Consider the following 19,994-nt stretch of genomic DNA (forward strand, 5'->3'; position numbering starts at 1 on the left):
TTATAGGTATTGACATCAATAAGCTAGGCTAAATAACAACATTAAGCAACCATCATTTTTAGATTATTATATAATGAATTATATGAGTAATTCTAATTACGATGCAAGTAGTATTCAACAATTAAAAGGCCTAGAAGCTGTTAGAAAAAGACCTGGAATGTATATTGGGTCAACTGATGTTAATGGTTTACATCACTTAATTTGGGAAATAGTGGATAACTCAATTGATGAAGCCTTAGCTGGCGAAGCAAATGAAATTATTGTTATCTTAAAAAAAGATGGATCCGTTATTGTTTCTGATAATGGTCGTGGGATTCCTGTTGGCAAAACTCCAAGTGGCAAAAGCGCTGTGGAGTTAGTTTTTACTGAGCTTCATGCAGGTGGAAAATTTAATGAAGGTGCTTACAAAACTTCAGGTGGTCTGCATGGTGTTGGTTCATCAGTTGTTAATGCTTTGAGTAATAAACTAAAATGCCTTGTTTATAGGGACAAACATATTTATGAGACCATTTTTGAAAATGGTGACAATATTGTGCAAAAGACGCACATTATAGGCTCAACAAACAAAAGAGGAACCTCAATTCAATTCTGGCCAAATTATGAAATATTTAAAAAAGCCAAGTTCAATTTTGAAACAATTGCCGAAAGATTAAGAGAAAGCAGCTTTTTAATTAGCAATCTTTCTATTAAATTAATTGATGAGCAAAGTGAAAGAAGTGAAGAGTTTAAATACTCAAATGGTATCAAGGCTTTTGTTGAATTTATTAATGATTCAAAAACTGCTTTATTTAACGTTTATTCCTTTAAACAAGTCGTTAACGAAATAGAAATTGAGTGTGGTTTTCAATATACTGACGGCTTTAATGAAACAATATTATCATTTGTTAATAACGTAAAAACTAGAGATGGCGGAACTCATGAAATTGGGCTTAAATCTGCAATAACTAAAACTTTTAATGACTTTGCACTTGATGAAAAGGTATTAAAAGGCAAAAATACATTTGATGGAGAAGATGTCCGTGAAGGTTTAACTGTAGTATTATCAGTCAAAATACCTGAGAAATATTTAGAGTTTGTTAGTCAAACAAAAGACAAATTAGGCACACCTGAGGCTAAGAGTGCTGTTGAAGAAGCAGTAAGCAAAAATTTAAAAACATGAATAACTGAAAACAAGCAAATAGCTAAAAAAATTTTAGACAAAATCAAGCGTGCATCCGATTCGCGTGAATCGGCTAGAAAAGCACGTTTAGAAGCTAGAAAAACTAAAAGCGCACTGAAGGAAAAGCAAATTTTAAGCGGTAAGCTAACTCCAGCACAAACTAAAAATGTTAAAGAAAAAGAGCTTTTCCTAGTTGAAGGGGATTCAGCTGGTGGATCAGCTAAATCAGGTAGAGACAGAAGATACCAAGCCATCTTACCACTTAGAGGAAAAGTTATAAACACTGAAAAAGCAAGACTAATTGATATTCTTAAAAATGAAGAAATAAACACCATAATTAATGCAATAGGTGCCGGCATTGGACAAGATTTTGATATTAACAAAATCCAGTATGACAAAGTTATTATCATGACCGATGCTGATACTGATGGAGCGCATATTCAAATATTGCTTTTGACCTTTTTCTTTAGACATATGCGCAGATTAATTGAAGAAGGAAAGGTATATATTGCCCTGCCTCCTTTGTTCAAACTGACTATAAACAAGGCAAAAAAGGAAATTTTATATGCCTGAGACGAAAATGAGTTAAAAGAGCTTTTGCAAACCAAGATGAAAAATGCAGAAGTGCAAAGATATAAAGGTTTAGGTGAAATGAACGCAGATCAGTTGTGAGAAACAACAATGAATCCAGAAACAAGAACTTTAATTCAAGTAAGAATTCAAGATGCTGCATTAGCAGAAAGAAGAGTTTCAACACTGATGGGCGATAATGTTGAATCTAGAAAAGAATGAATTAATAAAAATGTTAATTTCACACTAGAAGATGACTTTGAAATATAACTTTATAGGTAAATTATGAATAAGAAAAAAGAACAACAATTAAATGATTTGTTATCAAAGATTATTCGAGAAAACCTTGATACAGTAGTAGCTGATAGATTTAGTCGCTACTCTAAATATGTTATTCAGCAAAGAGCACTTCCAGATGTACGTGATGGTCTTAAACCTGTGCAAAGAAGAATTCTTTATTCTATGTATGATTTAGGCTTGCAAAACAATAAACCGTTTAAAAAATCAGCCCGTGTTGTTGGCGATGTTATTGGTAAATATCACCCGCATGGCGATACTTCGATTTATGATGCCATGGTTAGAATGGGGCAAGAGTGAAAAATGGGGCATACTTTAGTCGAAATGCATGGAAATGTAGGTTCAATCGACGATGATCCAGCCGCTGCAATGCGTTATACTGAAGTAAGGCTTTCTGAAATTGCTAATTATGTTATTGGTGATATAAGAAAAAACACAGTTAAGTTTGCTCCTAATTTTGATGATTCAGAAAAAGAACCTGTGGTTATGCCGGTTTTGATTCCTAATTTATTAATTAATGGATCAACAGGTATTGCTTCAGGTTTTGCCACTGAAATGCCGCCACATAATTTAAATGAAATATTAGATGCTGCTATTGCTAAGGTTAAAAACCCTGCTATTGAACTTAGTAAGTTAGCTAAAATTATTCAAGGACCAGATTTTCCAACAGGCGGAATAATTTATGGAACTGATGGAATTCATGAAGCTTTCGAAAGAGGAAAGGGCAGAATAACTCTAGCTTCAAGATACAGTGTTTATGCTGATAATAAATATAAATATATTGAAATTACTGAAATTCCATATGGCGTTGTAAAATCCAAATTAGTCCATGAAATAGACTTAATCGTAGATTCTGAAGAGGTAGCTGGTCTTTTGGAAGTTAAAGATCAAACTGACCGTAATGGCATTAATATATTAATTACATTAGACAAAGAAGCTGATGAAAATGTGATTGTAAATTATCTTTTTTTAAAAACCCAAATGAGAGTTTATTACAACTACAATAATGTAGTTATTGATAATTACACACCAAAAACGCTAGGTATTTCTGCACTTTTAGATGCATATTTAAAGCATGTTAAGGACATAAAAATCAAAACTATCGAGTTTGATTTAATTAAGCACAGAGAAAGACTCGAAATAGTAATTGGGTTTTTAAAGGTTGCTAAAATATCTGACAAAGTTATTGAAGTAATTCGTAAGAGCGAGAACTCTAAGCAAGGTGTTATTGATAATTTGATGTCAGCTTTTGACTTTACCTTAAATCAAGCTACAGCTATAGCTGAGTTAAGACTTTATAAATTAAGTAAAACTGATGAGCAATCATTTTTAATTGAAAAAGAAGAGCTAGAAGAAAAAATTAAGCAATGTGAATTGTTATTAAATGATTCAGATGAATTTAACAAATACTTAATTGCTTTATTTAAAGATCTTAAGGTAAAATTTGGTAGACCAAGACGAACTTCAATTGAAAATGAACAAATAAAAGCCTCTATAAATCAAGAGGATTTAGTTAAAGAAGAGCAAGTATTTTTAGGTATTAGTAAATTTGGATACATTAAAAAAGTTTCTAAAAAAATATATGAATCTAATTTAATTAATACTTATGGCATAAAAGAAGATGACAATATTTTGTTTTATGATAATGCTAGTTCATTAGATAAATTATTGCTTTTTACAAACTTCGGGAATTATGCTTATTTGCCTGTTTTTAAGGTACATGAGTCAAAGTGGAAAGAGTTCGGAACTCATCTTAGTGACTTTGTTGATTTAGCTTCAGGCGAAGAGTTAGTTAGTGCTATCAAAGTTTCAGATTTTGATTCATCTAACTATGTTTGCTTATTTACTAAAAAAGGACAAGGCAAGAAAGTTTTATTAAAAGAATTTGATGTTTCTAGATTTAGCAAAACATTTGTCGCCATGAAGCTCAAAAATGATGATGAATTAATTGGAGCTAAGATATCAAACGGCTTAAAAGATGTATTGCTTATAACTAAAAATAATTTTGCTTCATTATATTCAGAAAATGAAGTCCCTATTTATGGTTTAAAATCAAATGGAAATAAAGCTTGTTATTTAGCAAATTATGATGAATTATCAGCATTTGCAGTTGTAAGTTCTAATGATTCAGTTGTATTAATTAATGCTAACAATAAAGCTAAAGTTGTTAATGTTTCAGAAATAACAAAAGTTTCCAAAGCAAACAAAGGTGTTGCATTATTTGCTAAAAGTAGGACTAATAGCCCTATAAAACAGTGTGATTCATTACAATCTAGTTCTAAAATATTAATTGTAAACAATCAAGGCCAAGCCCATTTTGAAAAAATACAAGATTATGCAAAAGCAGCCTATGTAAAATTTATTAATTTTGATGTTGATGACTTGCGTACTGTGTCATTAATCTCTAATTATTCAAGTGAAGGTGAAAATTCAAACATTCACTCTTATGATAAAGAATCAGTAGTTGAAGAGCAAATAATGAATGATGCAATTGAAACCAAAAATTCAATTGATTTAACTATTGATGAAATACTTTCAAAAGTAGATGAATTACTAAAGAAAGATAAAAAATAGCAAATTTTAATAAAATTACTAAAACAATTGTTTTATAGTGCTAAAGGCTCTATTTTTTATTAATTTTATGAAAATTTCAAAAATTGGTAAAATTAATTATGAAAATATTTTTATATTCATAAACTAACGTTATAAGGAAAATTATGAGCGCATTAACTGATAATAAAAAGGAAAAGTTCCTTTTTGCCATTGATTTAGATGGAACCTTGCTCTCTTCAAGTAGGGAAAACATAGTTCCTGAAAATTGTATTAAAGCTATTCAAAGAGCAAAAGAAGAAGGACATGTTGTATGTATTTTTACAGGACGTCCTTGAAGAAGTACAAAACCAATATATGACAAATTAGGACTTAATACTGTTGTTTCTAACTATAATGGCGCACAAATTCACAATCCAAAAGATGATAATTTTATTCCTCATATTAAGTATTTAAACTTAAATGAAATGCTTTACATTCTTGGTGATGAAAAAGTAAAAAGAGAAATTTCAAACCTTGCAATTGAAGGGCCAGGCTGAGTTCAATTAGAACACCGTGATGAAGATATTGAAGCAGTTTTTGGCTTTAGTTCAGCTGAAAAATTTACAGTTGGAATTAACCTTAACAAGGTTCCTTTGAGTCCAACTGGAATTGTTTTTGATGTTAAGGAAACAACTGACGCTGAAGAATTAAGAAGGTATCTAAGAGCTAGATATGGTGACCTTGGTGAATTTTCTTACTGATCAAAAGGGGAAGGACTTACACCAGTATTTGATATTACCAATGTTACTGTAAATAAGGGAAGGGCACTTTCTTTACTATCTAGATATTATGGTGTTGATTTAGACCATACTATTGCTTTTGGTGATGGATTTAACGATGTGCCTATGTTTAAGGTGGCAACAGTATCTGTTGTTTTAGGTAATGCTTCTGATTTAGTTAAAAGACATGCTACAGTGAGATTGAAGAAAACTAACAAAGATGGTGCTGTAGGTGAATACATTGACAAGTTTTTAGATAATCCTGAAAAAGAAATAGCTAAATCAAAAGCAATGGCACTAAAAATGAGAAAAGTATCTATTCAGGAAGAAGAATAACTTGAAGCTTTTAGACTTTGATGTTGACAGCAATTTGCTTGAAAATAAAAGCATAATAGGCATTGATGAAGTGGGTGTTGGCGATTATTTTGGTCCGCTTTGTGCCTGTGCTGTTTTTATTGATGCTAAAAATGTATCTAAAGTAGCACAATTAGGTATTAAAGATAGCAAAAAAATAAGTGATAAAAAGATTAAAGAGCTTGCTGCTAAGCTTAAAAGTAGCAAGCTAATTTCTTATTCTTTAGCACACTTAAATCCTTCCGGATACAACAAATTAAACAAAAATTACAATGCTCACATTCTAAAAATGTTTGTGCATCTTAAAGCTATTAATTCATTGAGTGCTAAGTTAGAAAACGATAAACATGATTACATACTTATTGACAAATATGCATCAGCTGAAAATATGTTAAAGTATTACAATGAGCTAGTTATAAGTAATAACTGAGCTAATTTTAAAGAAATTAATGAAGATGTTTTAATAGCTAACAATGCTGAATCATATAGCATTAGTGTTGCTGCAGCTTCTATATTAGCAAGAGATCAGTTTTTAACATTGATTGCTAAAATGAATGAAGAATATAACACAATTTTTCCTCTTGGAGCAGGTAAAAAAGTAAGTGAATTCGCTAAGAATTTTTTTGCAAAACACAATTATAGTGAAGATGTGATTTTAAACACATGCAAGAAAAGCTTTAAGATGAAGATTTTAGAATAGCAGTTCGCTATCATGCTAATAAATAATTACTGTTGCAAATTAACTAGTTATTCTAGATGCTAATATTTTTAAATTTTTTGCCTTTTAAAAAAATTAAAAAATATTTTGACTTATTTTTTAATTGTGCTAAAATAATTATCAGTGGCCATAGCAAAGGGGATCACCTGATACCATTCCGAACTCAGTAGTTAAGCCCTTTAGCGCCGAAGATACCAGAGATGGGAAAATAGGGAGCTGCTTTTTTTATTTTCTTTTTGGCATATTTAGTTTCATTAGTTTTAAAAATTCAGTTAATTTTTGAAAAAAATATGGCGTTAGGGCTCTAGAATATAAAAAAAGTTGCCATAATTTTTGCAAACTTAATTATCATAACAATATTGTTTTATACTATTCATATTATAATAATGCGGCTTAGCTCGCTAAGTCAAACTATGCTTTAATGTAAAGGAGAGCAATGTCTAGAACTAAAAGATTATCTATATCATATCTTGTTACCTATCCGATTGCATTTGCTATTGTTGTTGTTTTATTAGCAATATTTGGTAAAGATTTGTATAATCACGCCCAAGGTACTACTATAAGTGCTGCATTTGCATCAGGAACAATTTTTGTTTTATGAGCCTTTGTTGTAGCAATTCCAGTTATTATGCTTCTAATAAATATTTTATTATTGTTCCACAAAGTCGGGACTATAGCTAGAATTTTACTAATTATAGGACTATTTATTCCATGACTTTCATTTATTGGAGCACTAATAGCTTTATTAAGACCAACCAACTAATATTAAATTAAACCGCCGATAATGCGGTTTTTTTATTTGTGCCAGAATAAGATTTTTTGACAGCTCTGAATCAATTAAAAAAATTAAAAAATATTTTGACTTATTTTTTAATTGTGCTAAAATAATTATCAGTGGCCATAGCAAAGGGGATCACCTGATACCATTCCGAACTCAGTAGTTAAGCCCTTTAGCGCCGAAGATACCAGAGATGGGAAAATAGGGAGCTGCTTTTTTTATTTTTTTTAAATAAAAAAGAGTCGTGACCAAAAAAAAGGTAGCAAAAGCTACCTAATAATTTTTAATTTTTGCTCATTTTCAAGGCCAGCCTCTAGGAGTTGGCTTTGTTTTTTTAACTACTACTAATGAAGAGTGCTCGTTATTAATTTTATCTTCATATTCAAAGAATGTGATATTGCCTTTTTCTAAGTTAAATTTAGCTTGAAACTCAGCAACTTCATCTTGATAGTTTTTTCCTTTAGGCAGTATAAAACAGCCATTTTGGGCAAGGTGATGATTTGCCATTAAATATATTTTGACAACAGATCCTAGTGCTCTAGCGCATACATAATCAAAGTAAGAATTATAGCTATTTATATTCTCAGCTCTGTCATTAATTATTGTTAAATTAAGCTTAAACTCAGTCTTAATGGTTTCCAAAAATGCACATCTTTTGGCGATGCTTTCAATAATAACTAACTCAAATTCATTATCTAGTGCAATTAATAAAGGCACTGAAGGGAATCCTGCTCCAGCCCCTATATCTAGAATTTTTTTGCCTTTAAAATCAAAGTTATATTCACTAATTGCGTTTTCAAAAACTAAAATTGAACCCAAAATACCTTGATTAAATATTTCATCAATGCTGTCAAAACCGCAAATATTCATTACCTTATTTTGCTCATAAATCATTTGAGCATATTTATAAAGCAATGGAATTTGCTTGCTATATTTATTTAGTAAATATTCTTTATTTATATTCATTCTCTTTTATTTCTTTTGCAAATTTATCATAAAGCATAGAGATAGATTTGCCATTAATTGAACAATCAATAACGCTTCCTAAAAATCTGTCTAAACTAACAATCTCTAATTTTTTATACTTGTTTAATAACTCATCATTATCTATTGAATCAGTAATAATAACTTTTTCAACAGCAGGATTATTTTCAAAAATGTCAAATCCTTTGCTAAAAATACCATGTGTAGCTGCTATAACAATTTTTTTAGCACCATATTGTTTTAGTGTTTCAGCAGCTTTAATAATTGTCCCACCAGTGTCAATAATATCATCAATAATAACTGCATTTTGGTCTTTAACATCACCAATTAGGCCCATAACTTCAGTTTGGTTAACGCCTGTTCTACGTTTGTCAATGATGCTGATTTTGATATCATTTGAAATTAATTCAGCTAAGCTTCTGGCTCTAACTGTACCACCGTGGTCAGGACTAACCACTGTAAATTTTTCATGGCTTCTTTTAATTGCTTTTGCTAAAGTAAATGAAGCTTTTAAGTCATCAATTGGGATATTGAAAAATCCTTGTATTGCTGAGTTATGTAAGTCAACAGTTATAATTTTTGATGCACCAGCAGTTTCTAAAAAGTCAGCAACTAATTTAGCACCAATAGGTTGTCTACCACTAGCTTTTCTATCTTGACGGGCATAACCATAGTAAGCTAATGCTATATTTATCGACTTAGCGCTAGCTCTTTTTAGTGAGTCAATGAATAAGTATAAAATCATTAAATTATCATTCACTGGTCTTGATGTGCTAGCAATGATGTAAACATCCTTACCCCTTACAGCCTCATCACTAACTGGCATTGTTTCGCCATCAGCAAATTTAGTTAATGTTAGTGTTGAAAGCGGAATGTTTATCATTTTTGATATTCTTTCAGCTAGCTTAATGCAATTTGGCATACCAAAAAGCAATGCATTATTGTTGTTCATAAATTTTATTTCTCCTTGCTTAATTTTAAGCTATATCAATATTATAATGCAATACTTTTATACATACCTATAAATAGGCATAATTGAGAAAAGTATGGAGCATAAGCGTGTACTAACTTTGTTTGTCATAAATACTTTTTTAACGTTATAAAAAATTTCTAAAAACACTATAAAACAGTGTTTTTAGAAATAGTGACATTTCTATGCTTTTTGTTTAGTCAGAAAGATCTATTATTTGTTCATAAACCTTTGAGCCAAAGCTTCCATCTTCTTTTACTAAACGTCATTTAAACAAGTACTTTTTACTATTAGCTTCACCATGGTGTTCAACTTTTATGCCAAATTCACCATTGTTTCTAATGAATCCAATTGGCGCTGACATACTATGTGTGTTAATTTGGCTTTTTGTTTCAGGCTTTATAGATTTGTTTATTGATAGTCCAGTAAGCGGCGAATTATTATGTTTACTAAAGAATGATCCGTATACTAAGCCTATAGCACCAGATTTATGACTAATAGCATCATCAAGCTTCTTAGCTAACTCAGTCTTGTTAGCATCATCATCAACATCAATTAAGTCATAAGGATATGCAGTTAGTTCATTTAGTTTATATCCTTTTTCCTTAATTTTACGTTCACCAGAATGCTCACTATTTGCTTTTTCTGGTTCTGATGAAGCAGGGGAATCGCTTTGAGTTCCTGAATCTGTGCGTGATGTGCTTGATGAGCTTGAATCATCATCAGTGCTTGTTTCTGCATCTTTCATAATAGGTTTTTCGTGATTAATAGGGGGAATTAGTACAGGATTTATAATGATATTTTCATTTGTCAATGAATCTTTAAATCCTGTAACTACAACTTTGTTCGGCAATGATTTACTTTTATCTTTATTTATAATTCTATATTCAACTTCTAAGCTATTGTTTCTTTGGGTAACTGACACAAATTCAAGTTTTATGTGCTCAGGTTTAGAAACTTTAGCATGCTTTTCTATATTGTGTATTGTAACATCACTTGATAGTAAAGAACCTTTGTTTTCGATATCAAGTAGTATATTGTATTTGTCTTTGTTTGGCGAGTAACAACTAGCTGAAATAAGAAGGGGGGGGGTTATAAATAAGCCTGTTTTAAGGGCTAATTTGCTAAGCGCGAGAAATTTTGTTCTTAATTTTTGCATGGTTGGTTTTCCTTTTTTAAAAAAATATAAATAAAATAAATTGCTTGCTTGTAAAAATTATATTTTATTAGAAAGCAATAGAACAAATGAGCCTTAAAAACAGGCAAATTGGCATTTTTGCATAAAAAAAATTAAAATTGCTTTCCATATATGCTTATAAAACAGGGTTATTGATAAAATTAAAAAATAGCGAAAAAATTACACTCTTTTTAGTCAATATCATGTTTTTTGAGTAATTTGTTACTTTAACTATTTATGCTTAATTAGATAATTTAGATATACTGTAATGTCGCATGGACCATCTACTTATTAAGTTTTGTAGTAATTACATAGCAAAATAAAAGTGTCAAAAATAGTTGCCGTGTTAGCAACTATTATTTTCTAAGATAAATCAATAATTTGCGAATAAACTTTGTCTCCTGGTTTACCATCTTCTTTTATTAAACGTCATCTAAGAAGGTATTTTTTATCTTTTCTATCTCCATGTCATCAAACACTTATACCTTTTTCAACTTGATTGAAGAAGAAACCTAATGTTGGCTCACTAGTGTGAGTATTAATTCTTTCTTTAATTTCTGGTTTTAGAGACTGATTAGTCGAAAGACCATCCAATCATCCTCAGTTTGATTTAGGTCGAGAAAGGCCTCTTACTATTGCTATTGCACCAGGAGTTTTAGAACGTATTGTGCTATTTATTGCATTGTCTAGTTTCTGAGCAAGGGCTGCTTTGTCTGCATCTTCATCAATAGTAAACAAATCTTCTGTATATGCAGTTAGTTCATTAAGTCTATATCCTGTTTCTTTGATTGTTCTATCAATTTTTGATTCATTATTTGATTTTTCTTTATTGTCAGGCAATGATTCAGAATTTTTTGGAGAATTTTCCTCTGATTTTTTTAACTTATCTGTATCATCTTGTGATTTACCTTTTTGATTCTTGTTATCTTCTAATTCTTTTTCATTAATCGGCGGAACTGGATTAGGATTTATAGCGCTATTGCTGTTGGATATTGTGTCTTTAAATCCTGTAATCAAAACTTTTTTAGGCAATGTTTTACTTTTATCTTTATTATTAATAATTTTGTATTCAACTTCTAAACTATTACTTCTTTGTGTAACTGATAAAAATTCAAGGGTTATGTGCTCAGGTTTACTTATTTTAACATGGTCGTTTATATTACTTAGTGTTATATCACTAGATAGTTTTGCACCTTTGTTTTCTACATCAAAAGTTATGTTGTGTGGTTTTTCATTTTGTGAGTAACAACTAGCTGAAATAAGAAGGGGGGGGTTATAAATATACCTGTTTTAAAGACTAATTTGCTAAGCAGGGGAATTTTTGTAATTGATCTTTTCATAGTTAAGTTTTCCTTTTTTAAAAATATTAATAAAACAATTTGCTTGTTTGCCAAAATTATATTTATGATTGAAAAGATGAAAGCATAACGTAAAGAAATGTTATTTCTAAACCATAAATATGGACATTTTTTCCCATTTATTATGTATAAAACAGCATTATTGGTAAAATAATGCGCACATATGAATACTTATTAAAGTATCAGGGACGCTTAATGTTTATTTCTTGCAGAAGTTAACTAAAAAACGCCACAGACATGTTGTGGTTCTTGTCAAAAAATTTCTAACTAATTAAGATAGATCAATTATTTGTTCATATACTCTAGTGCCAGGGTTGTTATCATCCTTGACTAAGCGTCATTTGAATAGATATTTTTTGGTTTCTTTTTGGCCATGATTTTCTACACTAATGCCTCTTGTGTATGATTCAAAGAAATAACCAATAGTTGCAGAGCCATGTGTGTTGATTTTGCTCTTAATTTCTTGACTTATCGTGTTATTTATTGATAATCCTTCAAGTTGTGAATTTTCTTTTGTAAAGAAAGAACCAGACAATAAAGCAATTTCAGCTGATGAGTTTGTACCAGTCTTTTTACTTATTGCAACTTCAAGTTTTTTTACTAGTTCCTCTTTATTAGCGCCATCATCAAGTGAAATAAGATCATAAGGATATGCTGTAAGTTCACTCAATTTATATCCAGTTTCTTTAATTTTACGACCTTTTGGTAGGGCATTTTCTGTTGGTTCTGTATTGTTTGATTGCGGCGATGATTGACTATTAGACTTACCATTAATGTCAGTCACTGCTTGATCACTAGACATACTTTCAAGCTTAACCTTTGGTTCTTCATTGGTTTTAGGTTCTGTTTTATCAATATATGGAAGCGGGCTTGGATTTATAGCAACGTTATTGTTGTAAATTGAATCCTTAAATCCTGTAACTAAAATTTTTTTAGGCAATGTTTTACTTTTATCTTTTTCTATAATTCTGTATTCAACTTCTAAGCTATTATTTGTTTGCGTAACTGAAACAAATTCAAGATTAACATGTGCTGGTTTATTAACTTTAACATGATCTGCTATGTTATGAAATGTTATCTCACTTGATAGCTTGGAACCTTTATTTTCAATGTCTAATGATATATCATAAACTCTTTCGTTTGCAACATAACAGCTAGATGAAATTACAAGGGGCGAAGCTACGAATAAGCCTGTTTTAAGGGCTAGTTTGCTAAACAGGGGGATTTTAGAATTTAACTTTTTCATAATTTATTTTCCTTTTAAAAAATATAAATAAAACAAGTTGCTTGTTTTCAAAAACATATTTTATTGTAAAAGCTAAAAATCAGTGTATGAAAAAATGCCAAAAAGTGGCATTTTTTCATATAAAACAGCACTATTGGTCAAATTAGTAACTTAACAAATTTAAATTTCTATATCAGTTTTTAAAATTCCTTTGTTAACAAACACCTTCTTGTTAGGATTTATTAATAAATCGATTAATTCAGGGTAATCACTAAATGGGTTTCTTAGTCCGCCTTGATGTTTAGCGATTTCATTATTTCTTACGATATCAAAAAGACTTATCTTGTCATCTTTAGCCCACTTTACATAAGTTTCAAAATACTTATTAACTAATGGTTTGTCATTTGTAAAAGCAAAAACTTCTCTGCCTTGACTATGCAGCCCTACTCTGCTAGCATGTGTTAGAGCAAAATAAAGGTATGCTCGTGCAATATCGCCTTTAAATTCATTAATAGGCTCAGCAAATGAATTATTTATCTTAGTTCCATTTTTAGAAGTGAACTTAGAATCAGTAACAGTACCAAAAGGGTAGTTATCTCTTTTGTTATTAACAAGTATGTCAGTAGGCCAAACATGATGTGCATCTTGTCTAGCTAATTTTTCTTTTTTAAATCATGACTGCGGCACTAAATGCTCACGGTTAAAGCCTGTTCCTTCAGTTTTGGCAGATGAGCCAAAATTGCCAAAAGCATAATTATAAGGATCCTTATCTTTTGGATTTTCAGAATAAATATCTAAAAGCGATTTATCATTTTCATAATAAAGATCTTTAAAAGCATCCATGTATATGTTTTTTAAATAACTATAAGGCTTAATTCCAGAAATATATTTGTGTTGGTTGGCAATTAAAGCTTTATAAAGTTCTACACCATTTAAGCCTTCTAAGGCTTTATAATAGTCATTTTGGGCATAAAATGCCTTTTCAGGAAGCTTATATTCATTAGATTCCTTAGCTTCATTTTTATTATTACATCCTGTTGCTGATAAAACTGTTAGTGGAAAAACAGAAATTGACAAAGCCCCTATTGAATTTAAAAATTTATGTTTTGCTAATTTATTATTCATAATCTAGATTCATAATCCCTATGTTAATTACAACAGTAATTATAATCTTTAATATAGTAGAATTAATGTTATACAGACTTAATAAAACTAAAAACGGAGTAAATTTTATGGATATTAATCAAAAAGTTGTTGCATCAATGCAAGCAATAGCTTTAGACTCAATTAATAATGCAGGCGGTGGACACATTGGCTCAGCCATTGATATTTGTCCTATTATGTATGCAGTAGTTGCTAAACATATGAAAATTAGTTCACAAGAATCTAAATGAATAAGCAGAGACAGATTAATTTTATCAGCTGGTCACGCTTCTATGTCATTTTATAGCATGATGCACTTCTTGGGACTTTTATCATTAAATGAATTAAAGCATCATAAAAGACATCATTTTAAAACACCTTCGCATCCTGAAACAGATGCTTTTGAATTTGTAGACGCCTCAACTGGTCCATTAGGACAAGGTGTTGCAATGGGTGTTGGTATGGCTATAGCTGAAAAAAGAATGTCACTTAAGATTAATAAAGGAAATACTAGAGTAATTGACAATTATACCTATGTTATAGCCGGAGACGGCTGTCTGCAAGAAGGCGTTGCACTTGAAGCATTGCAAATTGCTAGTGTTATGAAACTTAATAAATTTATTTTGATTCATGATTACAATAAAATTCAGTTAGATACTAAAGTTTCTGATGTAAGTAATGTTGACTTATTAGCCTATTTTAAAGCCATAGGTTTCAATGTGATTGAGGTTAATGAAGCAACATATTTAAATGTTAATAAAGCAATTACTGAAGCTAAAAAGTCGGATAAACCTACTTATATAATGGTTCATAACATAATAGCACCTTTTACTCCGTTTGAAAACACTACAAAAGGCCATCATGGAATTTTAACTAGTGAGCAAACCTTAGAATTTAAAAAAGCTATAGGCTTAAAAAATACCATTCCATTTGAATATGATAAAGATGTCTATGAGCATTGTCAGCTATTAATGTCTAATAAAGAAAATGAGTATCAAAATTGATTAATTGAATTAGAAAATCATAGAAAAGAGTTTCCTTGAATTCACTCTTTATTATTGGAAGCAATCAATAATAAAACTAATTATGATTTTTCTAATATCCTTATAAAACAGGATGATTTGGCAATTAGAGACTACTATAAAACTTTTAGTGAAATAGTCGATTTTTCATATCCATTTTTAATTGGAGGCGGTGCTGATGTTGGTTCATCAACTAAGGTTAAGTTTGCTGATTCAGTTTTAGATTATGGTCAAAGAATTGATTATGGTGTTAGAGAATTTGCAATGACAGCAATTAATAATGGCATTAATTTATATGGCGGTTTAAAAACAGTTGATTCAACTTTTTTAGCTTTTTCAGATTATGCTAAAGGTGCACTAAGACTAGGCGCAATTATGAAGCTTCCTGCTGTGCATTTATACTCACACGATTCATATTTAGTTGGCGATGATGGACCAACTCACCAGCCAATTGAACAAGTTACAGTTTTAAGATCTATTCCTAACTTATTAGTCATTAGACCATGTGACAAATATGAATTGGTTATGGGCTTAAATTATGCTTATAACAATACAAACACTCAGGTTGCTATAATAGGTACTAGACAACCTATTAAAACAATGCACTCTACCAAGTTTCTAGACTTTACTCCTGCTAGTTTTGTTTATGAAAATAAAGCATTTGATATATCAATTTTAGCTTCAGGCTCAGAAGTCGAATTAGCCTATAAAACAGCCTTGGAATTACAAAATCACGGAATAAAAGCTAATGTTATTTCTGTGCCAGTATTGCAAAAATTAGTTGATAATGATGAATTGGCTAAGAAGTTAAAATTAGATCAAAAGCCTATTTTTGCACTTGAAGCATCAAACGATCCATTATGATATAAATTGAGCAAGTATAATAAAATTGATGGTCTTTTTGCTTGTGATTATGGTTTTTCAGACAAAGGCAATGTTGTTTATGAACATATGGGCTTTAATGTTGTAAACATTATTAGCAAAATAAAACGCTTTTTAGATAAAAATAATTAAAAAAATCAAAAATAAAAAATGGACAAAGCAAAGTGTCCATTTTTTAGTCTTAAAATGTGTATTTTTCAGGATGTTCTTTCATCATCTTAGCAACAAATTCTTTTTTAGGCATTTTGCCATATTTGTTCATTAATTCTTTGCACTCTTGTAATTCTTCAAGAGCTCACTTTTCATCTTCAAAGCCTAAAACTTTTGTTAAATTAGGTTTTTTTCAATTTTTGTAATTATTGAAAAATGTTTCCATATCAAGTAAAAATGGTTCGGGTAACTCTTTTAAGCTATTAATGTTAGCTAAACGATAATCATCATCATGTACAGCAATTAATTTTGTATCAGTTTCACCTGAATCATTCATTTTCATTGCACCAATAATACGAGCATTAACAACAACACCAGGAATAAAAGTTTCGGGACTATAAAGTAAAACATCTAACTCATCGCCATCTCAGTCTAAGGCATTTGGAATAAAACCATAGTTGCAAGGATACTTAAAGTCCCCTCTTAAAATTCTATCAACGTGAATTTGGTCATCTTCACGATTGTATTCATATTTTATGTTTGAATTTTTAGGTATTTCAATTTTAATTTCTATTACATTTGACATAGTGTAATAATAATACTAAATTATTATTTTAATGTATAATTAAACAGATTTTTATTTAAATAAAAAGGGAGGCTAATATGGCTAATATTAAATCAAAAGTGAAAAGTATTGCTAAACAAGAAGAATTTAGACAAAGAAACAATGCAATGAAAACTAGAGTAAGAAAAGCTATTAGAGCAGCTAGAGAAGCTGTTTTAGCAAAAGAAGAAGGCTTTGAAAAGAAAGTTTCTGAAGCTCACTCAATCATTGCTACTGCAGTACAAAAAGGTGTTTACCACCCAAATAAAGGCGCAAGAAAATCTTCTCGTTTAGACCACTTTGTTAATGAACAAAAATCAAAACAATAATAAAGCATTTTAGCTTCTATAATTTCACAAAAATTATATTTAAAATCAGGTTGCAGGCCTGATTTTTGTTTACTTTTTAAAATGAAAAAATTTGCCTAAAAAGCCTATAAAACAGAGTTACAAGGCTTTAAAAGGCTCAAAAAATGGCACTGTGACTCCTTTTTCAGTTACAAAAAATCTTTTGTTAAAATTAAGATTATCAAAAACTTTAAATTTATCAATTTCAGAGTTCAAAATAATAAATTTTGTATATCTTTCATGCACTAAAGAATTAACTAAATCATGCAAGGAAATTCTTTGTGTTTTTGAGCCAAGAAGATAGTAAAGTCAGTGTTTTTTGCTGTTTCCTCAGTAAATTAAACGTTTATAGTTTTTAAACTTATATCAGTAGTTTATTTTCTCATTATTTGTGCCAACAATAATGTTTATTTTGATACTTGAACCTAAAAACTTATAATAAGGTGCTAGTGACTTATAAGCAAGATTTTCGGGCAAAACAAATTGATTTGGATATTTTTTAAGCAAGGCATAAAAATCTGTGTGTCATAAACACACTTCAACATCATTAATCAAAAACAACTCAGGCTCATTTTTATATTCATAATAATTAGCTAGCCCAAGTGAGTAATTTATTTTTTCTAAATCTAGTATTTTTTGTAATTCTTTTAGTATTTCTATTGCAGTTGTTTTGACTATCATTTGCATAAATTATAGAAAAATCATAATATAATATTACTAATTTATTTTTTTACAAATTTTAGTTTAAGATTAATAATATTATATATTTATATATAGTACCTAGGAGCACTTATGGGAAAGAAAAAAACACCATTTTTCGAGCGTCTTTTGCAAAAAAATGCTGAGCAAGAAAACAAAAATAAAACAACAGGAAAAAGCAAAAAAAGCAGAAGTTGAAAAATAGCAACAACTTCTTCACTTTTAGTTGCTGCTGTTGCTACTGGTATTACTGTTCCACTTGTGATTAATTCAACTAAAAAGAATTTTATTGATGGATATGCTCAAAATACTAATGTAGCTAGTGCCAAAATTGGTGATTTTAACTTAGACTTAAACTTTGGAGAGTTTAAGGATATTTACCAAAATCACAATATTTCTTCATCAGAAGATAAGCTAAAAGAGATTGATAAAATCATTCTTTACTACCTTTATGACCAAGAGCAAAAGGCATCAGCTGAGTATCAAAAGAAATGAAACGAATCTAAAAGAAGCGATGAAAAAGACAACAATTCTTTCCGTTTACCAACCTTGGATGAGCTTAAAACTAAATTCAAAAATGAATTAGTTGATATTGAAAACAATATGAAGCTTCAATTTGGTACAGCTAACTGACAAACTGAATTTAACAAGCACTTAGTGGAAAAATACAATGGTGCTAAAAACATTGATGAAGCAGTTGAAAATAAAGTTTTTGAAGGCATTAAATCAGATGCTTTACGTCGTTTTAGACTAGCTAATGGTGATTCTAAAAAAGATGAAATTGAAAGAAAAGATAAAAGTGGGAAAAATGTTTTTAGTTGATGACATACTAATGGCAAAGATAAAAAGTTCATTGAGCTAGATGATAAATCTAAATTAGCATTAGCAACTGATAGTTTTGTTTTCAAAGATTCATATAAGTCAATTGATCCTTTTATTGAATCGTATATTGCAAATGAAAAGCCAAGAATTATTAGTGAATTCACACTTCCTGGTATTGCTCCTGCCAAGAAGAATGAAAAATGAAATATTGACAAAAACATTTTCCTTAGATACCTATTTTATGCTAAGAATGGTACATTTGGTTTAAACAAAGTTACCGAAGGATTTAATGTAGTGAAAGAGAAATTTAATTCATTTGATCATTATATAAAGTCTGTGGTTGACAAAAATGGAACTAACATTCTTCCAAATGATGCTATTCAATATTCATCAGTGCTTAACACTTTCTCAACTAGCAAGGAAGAAATTAAGAAAAACTGAGGAACTTCTGGCCTTACATCAATTTCAGAGTTGGTAACTGGTGATAATTTCCAAAAATTCCTAGCAAGCAACCCTAAATTGTTGTTTGGGGAAAATGCAACTGGAAATGGTGGCACTAATAGCAATCCTAAAGAAATTGATTTATTTAAGAAACTTCAAGAAATAAAAGAAGCAATTGATAAGCTTATGAATAATAATGGGACCAATGGCTCATCAGGCTCATCAACAAGTTCAGGCACGACTATGGATAATGATAAAGCTGCTGAATATAACACAAAATTAGAAAAATTTTTCACTGATATTAATGAATCGCAAAGTAAAGGCTTAACAGAAAAGGTTTTTGAAGACAACATACTTAAAAAATTTGCCGAAATATTTGAAGACAAGGAAAAGATACAAACAGTTTATAAAGTTAAGTTTGATGGCAATGGAAGCGCAAAAAACGTAACAGGTATACTTTCTCCTGAAGGATTCAAGTTGTTAATTTTTGGCGATGAAATCAAAAGAGACGATTTAATTAAAATGATCAAAAATGACTTCATTTTAAACCGTAAATATGAAAAACAATTAGGTGTTAGATATAACGCCTTGCAAAAGCTTAACAAGCAGCTTTCAAGAAATGAATATATTCTAAAAATGCTTCAAGATAATGAGTTTAAGCAATACCTAAAAACTCAAAACAATAACTTTGCCTTTGATAAAAGTGGTAAAAAGTTAGAAAATGTTAAATACAATGATTCTGCTATAACTGACTTAATTACAGCCTCAACAGCAGCTATTCAATTTGACAAAATTTCAAACTTTATCAAGCTTTCTAAAGATGCTTCAACTTGAATCGAAAACAGAGCAAAAAATAACTATGACGAACTGCTTGAAATGAAAGATGGCAAAGCTTACTTTAAATACAACAAAGACAAAACAGCTGCTTCACTTGTATTAGAATATCTAAAAAAGCAATTTAACCTAGAGGCTAAATAATTGGA

At 30.0% G+C, this 19,994-nt stretch carries 17 protein-coding genes and 2 rRNA genes; 10 read left to right on the forward strand and 9 right to left on the reverse strand.

The features are described 5' to 3' along the window. Positions 1 to 73 precede the first annotated feature (73 nt). The 7 genes from parE (at position 74) to rrf (MAGA_RS00935) (ending at position 7,405) form a co-directional block, all read left to right on the forward strand. Positions 74 to 1,999, forward strand: a complete 1,926-nt coding sequence (gene parE / locus MAGA_RS00905; RefSeq protein ID WP_013021838.1) for a DNA topoisomerase IV subunit B — start codon at positions 74 to 76, stop codon at positions 1,997 to 1,999. 15 nt (positions 2,000 to 2,014) lie between these two features. Beyond that, positions 2,015 to 4,600, forward strand: coding sequence for a DNA topoisomerase IV subunit A (parC, locus tag MAGA_RS00910; protein ID WP_013021839.1), 2,586 nt, complete (start codon positions 2,015 to 2,017; stop codon positions 4,598 to 4,600). A gap of 143 nt (positions 4,601 to 4,743) precedes the next feature. Next, complete coding sequence (locus tag MAGA_RS00915) at positions 4,744 to 5,673, forward strand: Cof-type HAD-IIB family hydrolase (protein ID WP_013021840.1); 930 nt, start codon at positions 4,744 to 4,746, stop codon at positions 5,671 to 5,673. Position 5,674: 1 nt separating this feature from the next. Continuing rightward, positions 5,675 to 6,391, forward strand: a complete 717-nt coding sequence (locus tag MAGA_RS00920) for a ribonuclease HIII (protein WP_013021841.1) — start codon at positions 5,675 to 5,677, stop codon at positions 6,389 to 6,391. A gap of 137 nt (positions 6,392 to 6,528) precedes the next feature. Further along, positions 6,529 to 6,634: ribosomal RNA gene (gene rrf, locus MAGA_RS00925) — 5S ribosomal RNA — on the forward strand. Positions 6,635 to 6,845: 211 nt separating this feature from the next. After that, complete coding sequence (locus tag MAGA_RS00930; RefSeq protein ID WP_013021842.1) at positions 6,846 to 7,172, forward strand: hypothetical protein; 327 nt, start codon at positions 6,846 to 6,848, stop codon at positions 7,170 to 7,172. A gap of 127 nt (positions 7,173 to 7,299) precedes the next feature. Continuing rightward, positions 7,300 to 7,405 (forward strand): 5S ribosomal RNA (gene rrf / locus MAGA_RS00935). 55 nt (positions 7,406 to 7,460) lie between these two features. Here the strand turns inward: rrf (MAGA_RS00935) and rsmG are convergent. The 7 genes from rsmG to MAGA_RS00965 form a co-directional block, all read right to left on the reverse strand. Next, positions 7,461 to 8,153, reverse strand: a complete 693-nt coding sequence (gene rsmG / locus MAGA_RS00940) for a 16S rRNA (guanine(527)-N(7))-methyltransferase RsmG (protein ID WP_013021843.1) — start codon at positions 8,151 to 8,153, stop codon at positions 7,461 to 7,463. Further along, the gene (locus MAGA_RS00945; RefSeq protein ID WP_004024351.1) at positions 8,140 to 9,123 is read right to left on the reverse strand and encodes a ribose-phosphate pyrophosphokinase; all 984 of its coding nucleotides are present in this window, start codon (positions 9,121 to 9,123) and stop codon (positions 8,140 to 8,142) included. Before MAGA_RS00945 ends, rsmG begins: the two co-directional genes overlap by 14 nt. Positions 9,124 to 9,337: 214 nt before the next feature. Next, entirely contained in the window at positions 9,338 to 10,300 is a 963-nt protein-coding gene (locus MAGA_RS00950) for an MAG1890 family putative lipoprotein (RefSeq protein WP_013021844.1), read from the reverse strand. Between the two features lie 381 nt (positions 10,301 to 10,681). Next, positions 10,682 to 11,578, reverse strand: coding sequence for an MAG1890 family putative lipoprotein (locus tag MAGA_RS00955; protein WP_350222600.1), 897 nt, complete (start codon positions 11,576 to 11,578; stop codon positions 10,682 to 10,684). Further along, a complete protein-coding gene (locus MAGA_RS04860; RefSeq protein WP_268741575.1) occupies positions 11,533 to 11,658 on the reverse strand; it encodes a hypothetical protein in 126 nt (41 codons plus the stop codon). The genes MAGA_RS00955 and MAGA_RS04860 overlap by 46 nt, the downstream gene beginning before the upstream one ends. A 289-nt stretch (positions 11,659 to 11,947) precedes the next feature. Next, a complete protein-coding gene (locus MAGA_RS00960; RefSeq protein WP_013021845.1) occupies positions 11,948 to 12,922 on the reverse strand; it encodes an MAG1890 family putative lipoprotein in 975 nt (324 codons plus the stop codon). A 159-nt stretch (positions 12,923 to 13,081) separates the two neighbouring features. Continuing rightward, positions 13,082 to 14,026, reverse strand: coding sequence for an endonuclease (locus MAGA_RS00965; RefSeq protein WP_013021846.1), 945 nt, complete (start codon positions 14,024 to 14,026; stop codon positions 13,082 to 13,084). A gap of 107 nt (positions 14,027 to 14,133) precedes the next feature. Here MAGA_RS00965 and MAGA_RS00970 point away from each other — a divergent pair, with 107 nt between their 5' ends. After that, complete coding sequence (locus tag MAGA_RS00970; RefSeq protein WP_013021847.1) at positions 14,134 to 16,080, forward strand: transketolase-like TK C-terminal-containing protein; 1,947 nt, start codon at positions 14,134 to 14,136, stop codon at positions 16,078 to 16,080. Positions 16,081 to 16,129: 49 nt separating this feature from the next. Here the strand turns inward: MAGA_RS00970 and MAGA_RS00975 are convergent, their stop codons facing one another. Next, the gene (locus tag MAGA_RS00975) at positions 16,130 to 16,684 is read right to left on the reverse strand and encodes an inorganic diphosphatase (protein WP_013021848.1); all 555 of its coding nucleotides are present in this window, start codon (positions 16,682 to 16,684) and stop codon (positions 16,130 to 16,132) included. Positions 16,685 to 16,761: 77 nt separating this feature from the next. Here MAGA_RS00975 and rpsT point away from each other — a divergent pair, with 77 nt between their 5' ends. Next, complete coding sequence (gene rpsT, locus MAGA_RS00980; protein ID WP_004024358.1) at positions 16,762 to 17,031, forward strand: 30S ribosomal protein S20; 270 nt, start codon at positions 16,762 to 16,764, stop codon at positions 17,029 to 17,031. 117 nt (positions 17,032 to 17,148) lie between these two features. Here the strand turns inward: rpsT and MAGA_RS00985 are convergent, their stop codons facing one another. Next, the gene (locus tag MAGA_RS00985) at positions 17,149 to 17,730 is read right to left on the reverse strand and encodes a hypothetical protein (RefSeq protein WP_226876323.1); all 582 of its coding nucleotides are present in this window, start codon (positions 17,728 to 17,730) and stop codon (positions 17,149 to 17,151) included. Between the two features lie 111 nt (positions 17,731 to 17,841). Here MAGA_RS00985 and MAGA_RS00990 point away from each other — a divergent pair, with 111 nt between their 5' ends. After that, positions 17,842 to 19,989: a HinT-interacting membrane complex protein P80 gene (locus MAGA_RS00990; RefSeq protein ID WP_013021850.1), complete on the forward strand. Its 2,148-nt coding sequence runs from the start codon at positions 17,842 to 17,844 to the stop codon at positions 19,987 to 19,989. Positions 19,990 to 19,994 lie beyond the last annotated feature (5 nt).

This window comes from Mycoplasmopsis agalactiae (genome assembly GCF_000089865.1).
Lineage (GTDB): Bacteria > Bacillota_I > Bacilli_A > Mycoplasmatales > Metamycoplasmataceae > Mycoplasmopsis > Mycoplasmopsis agalactiae_B.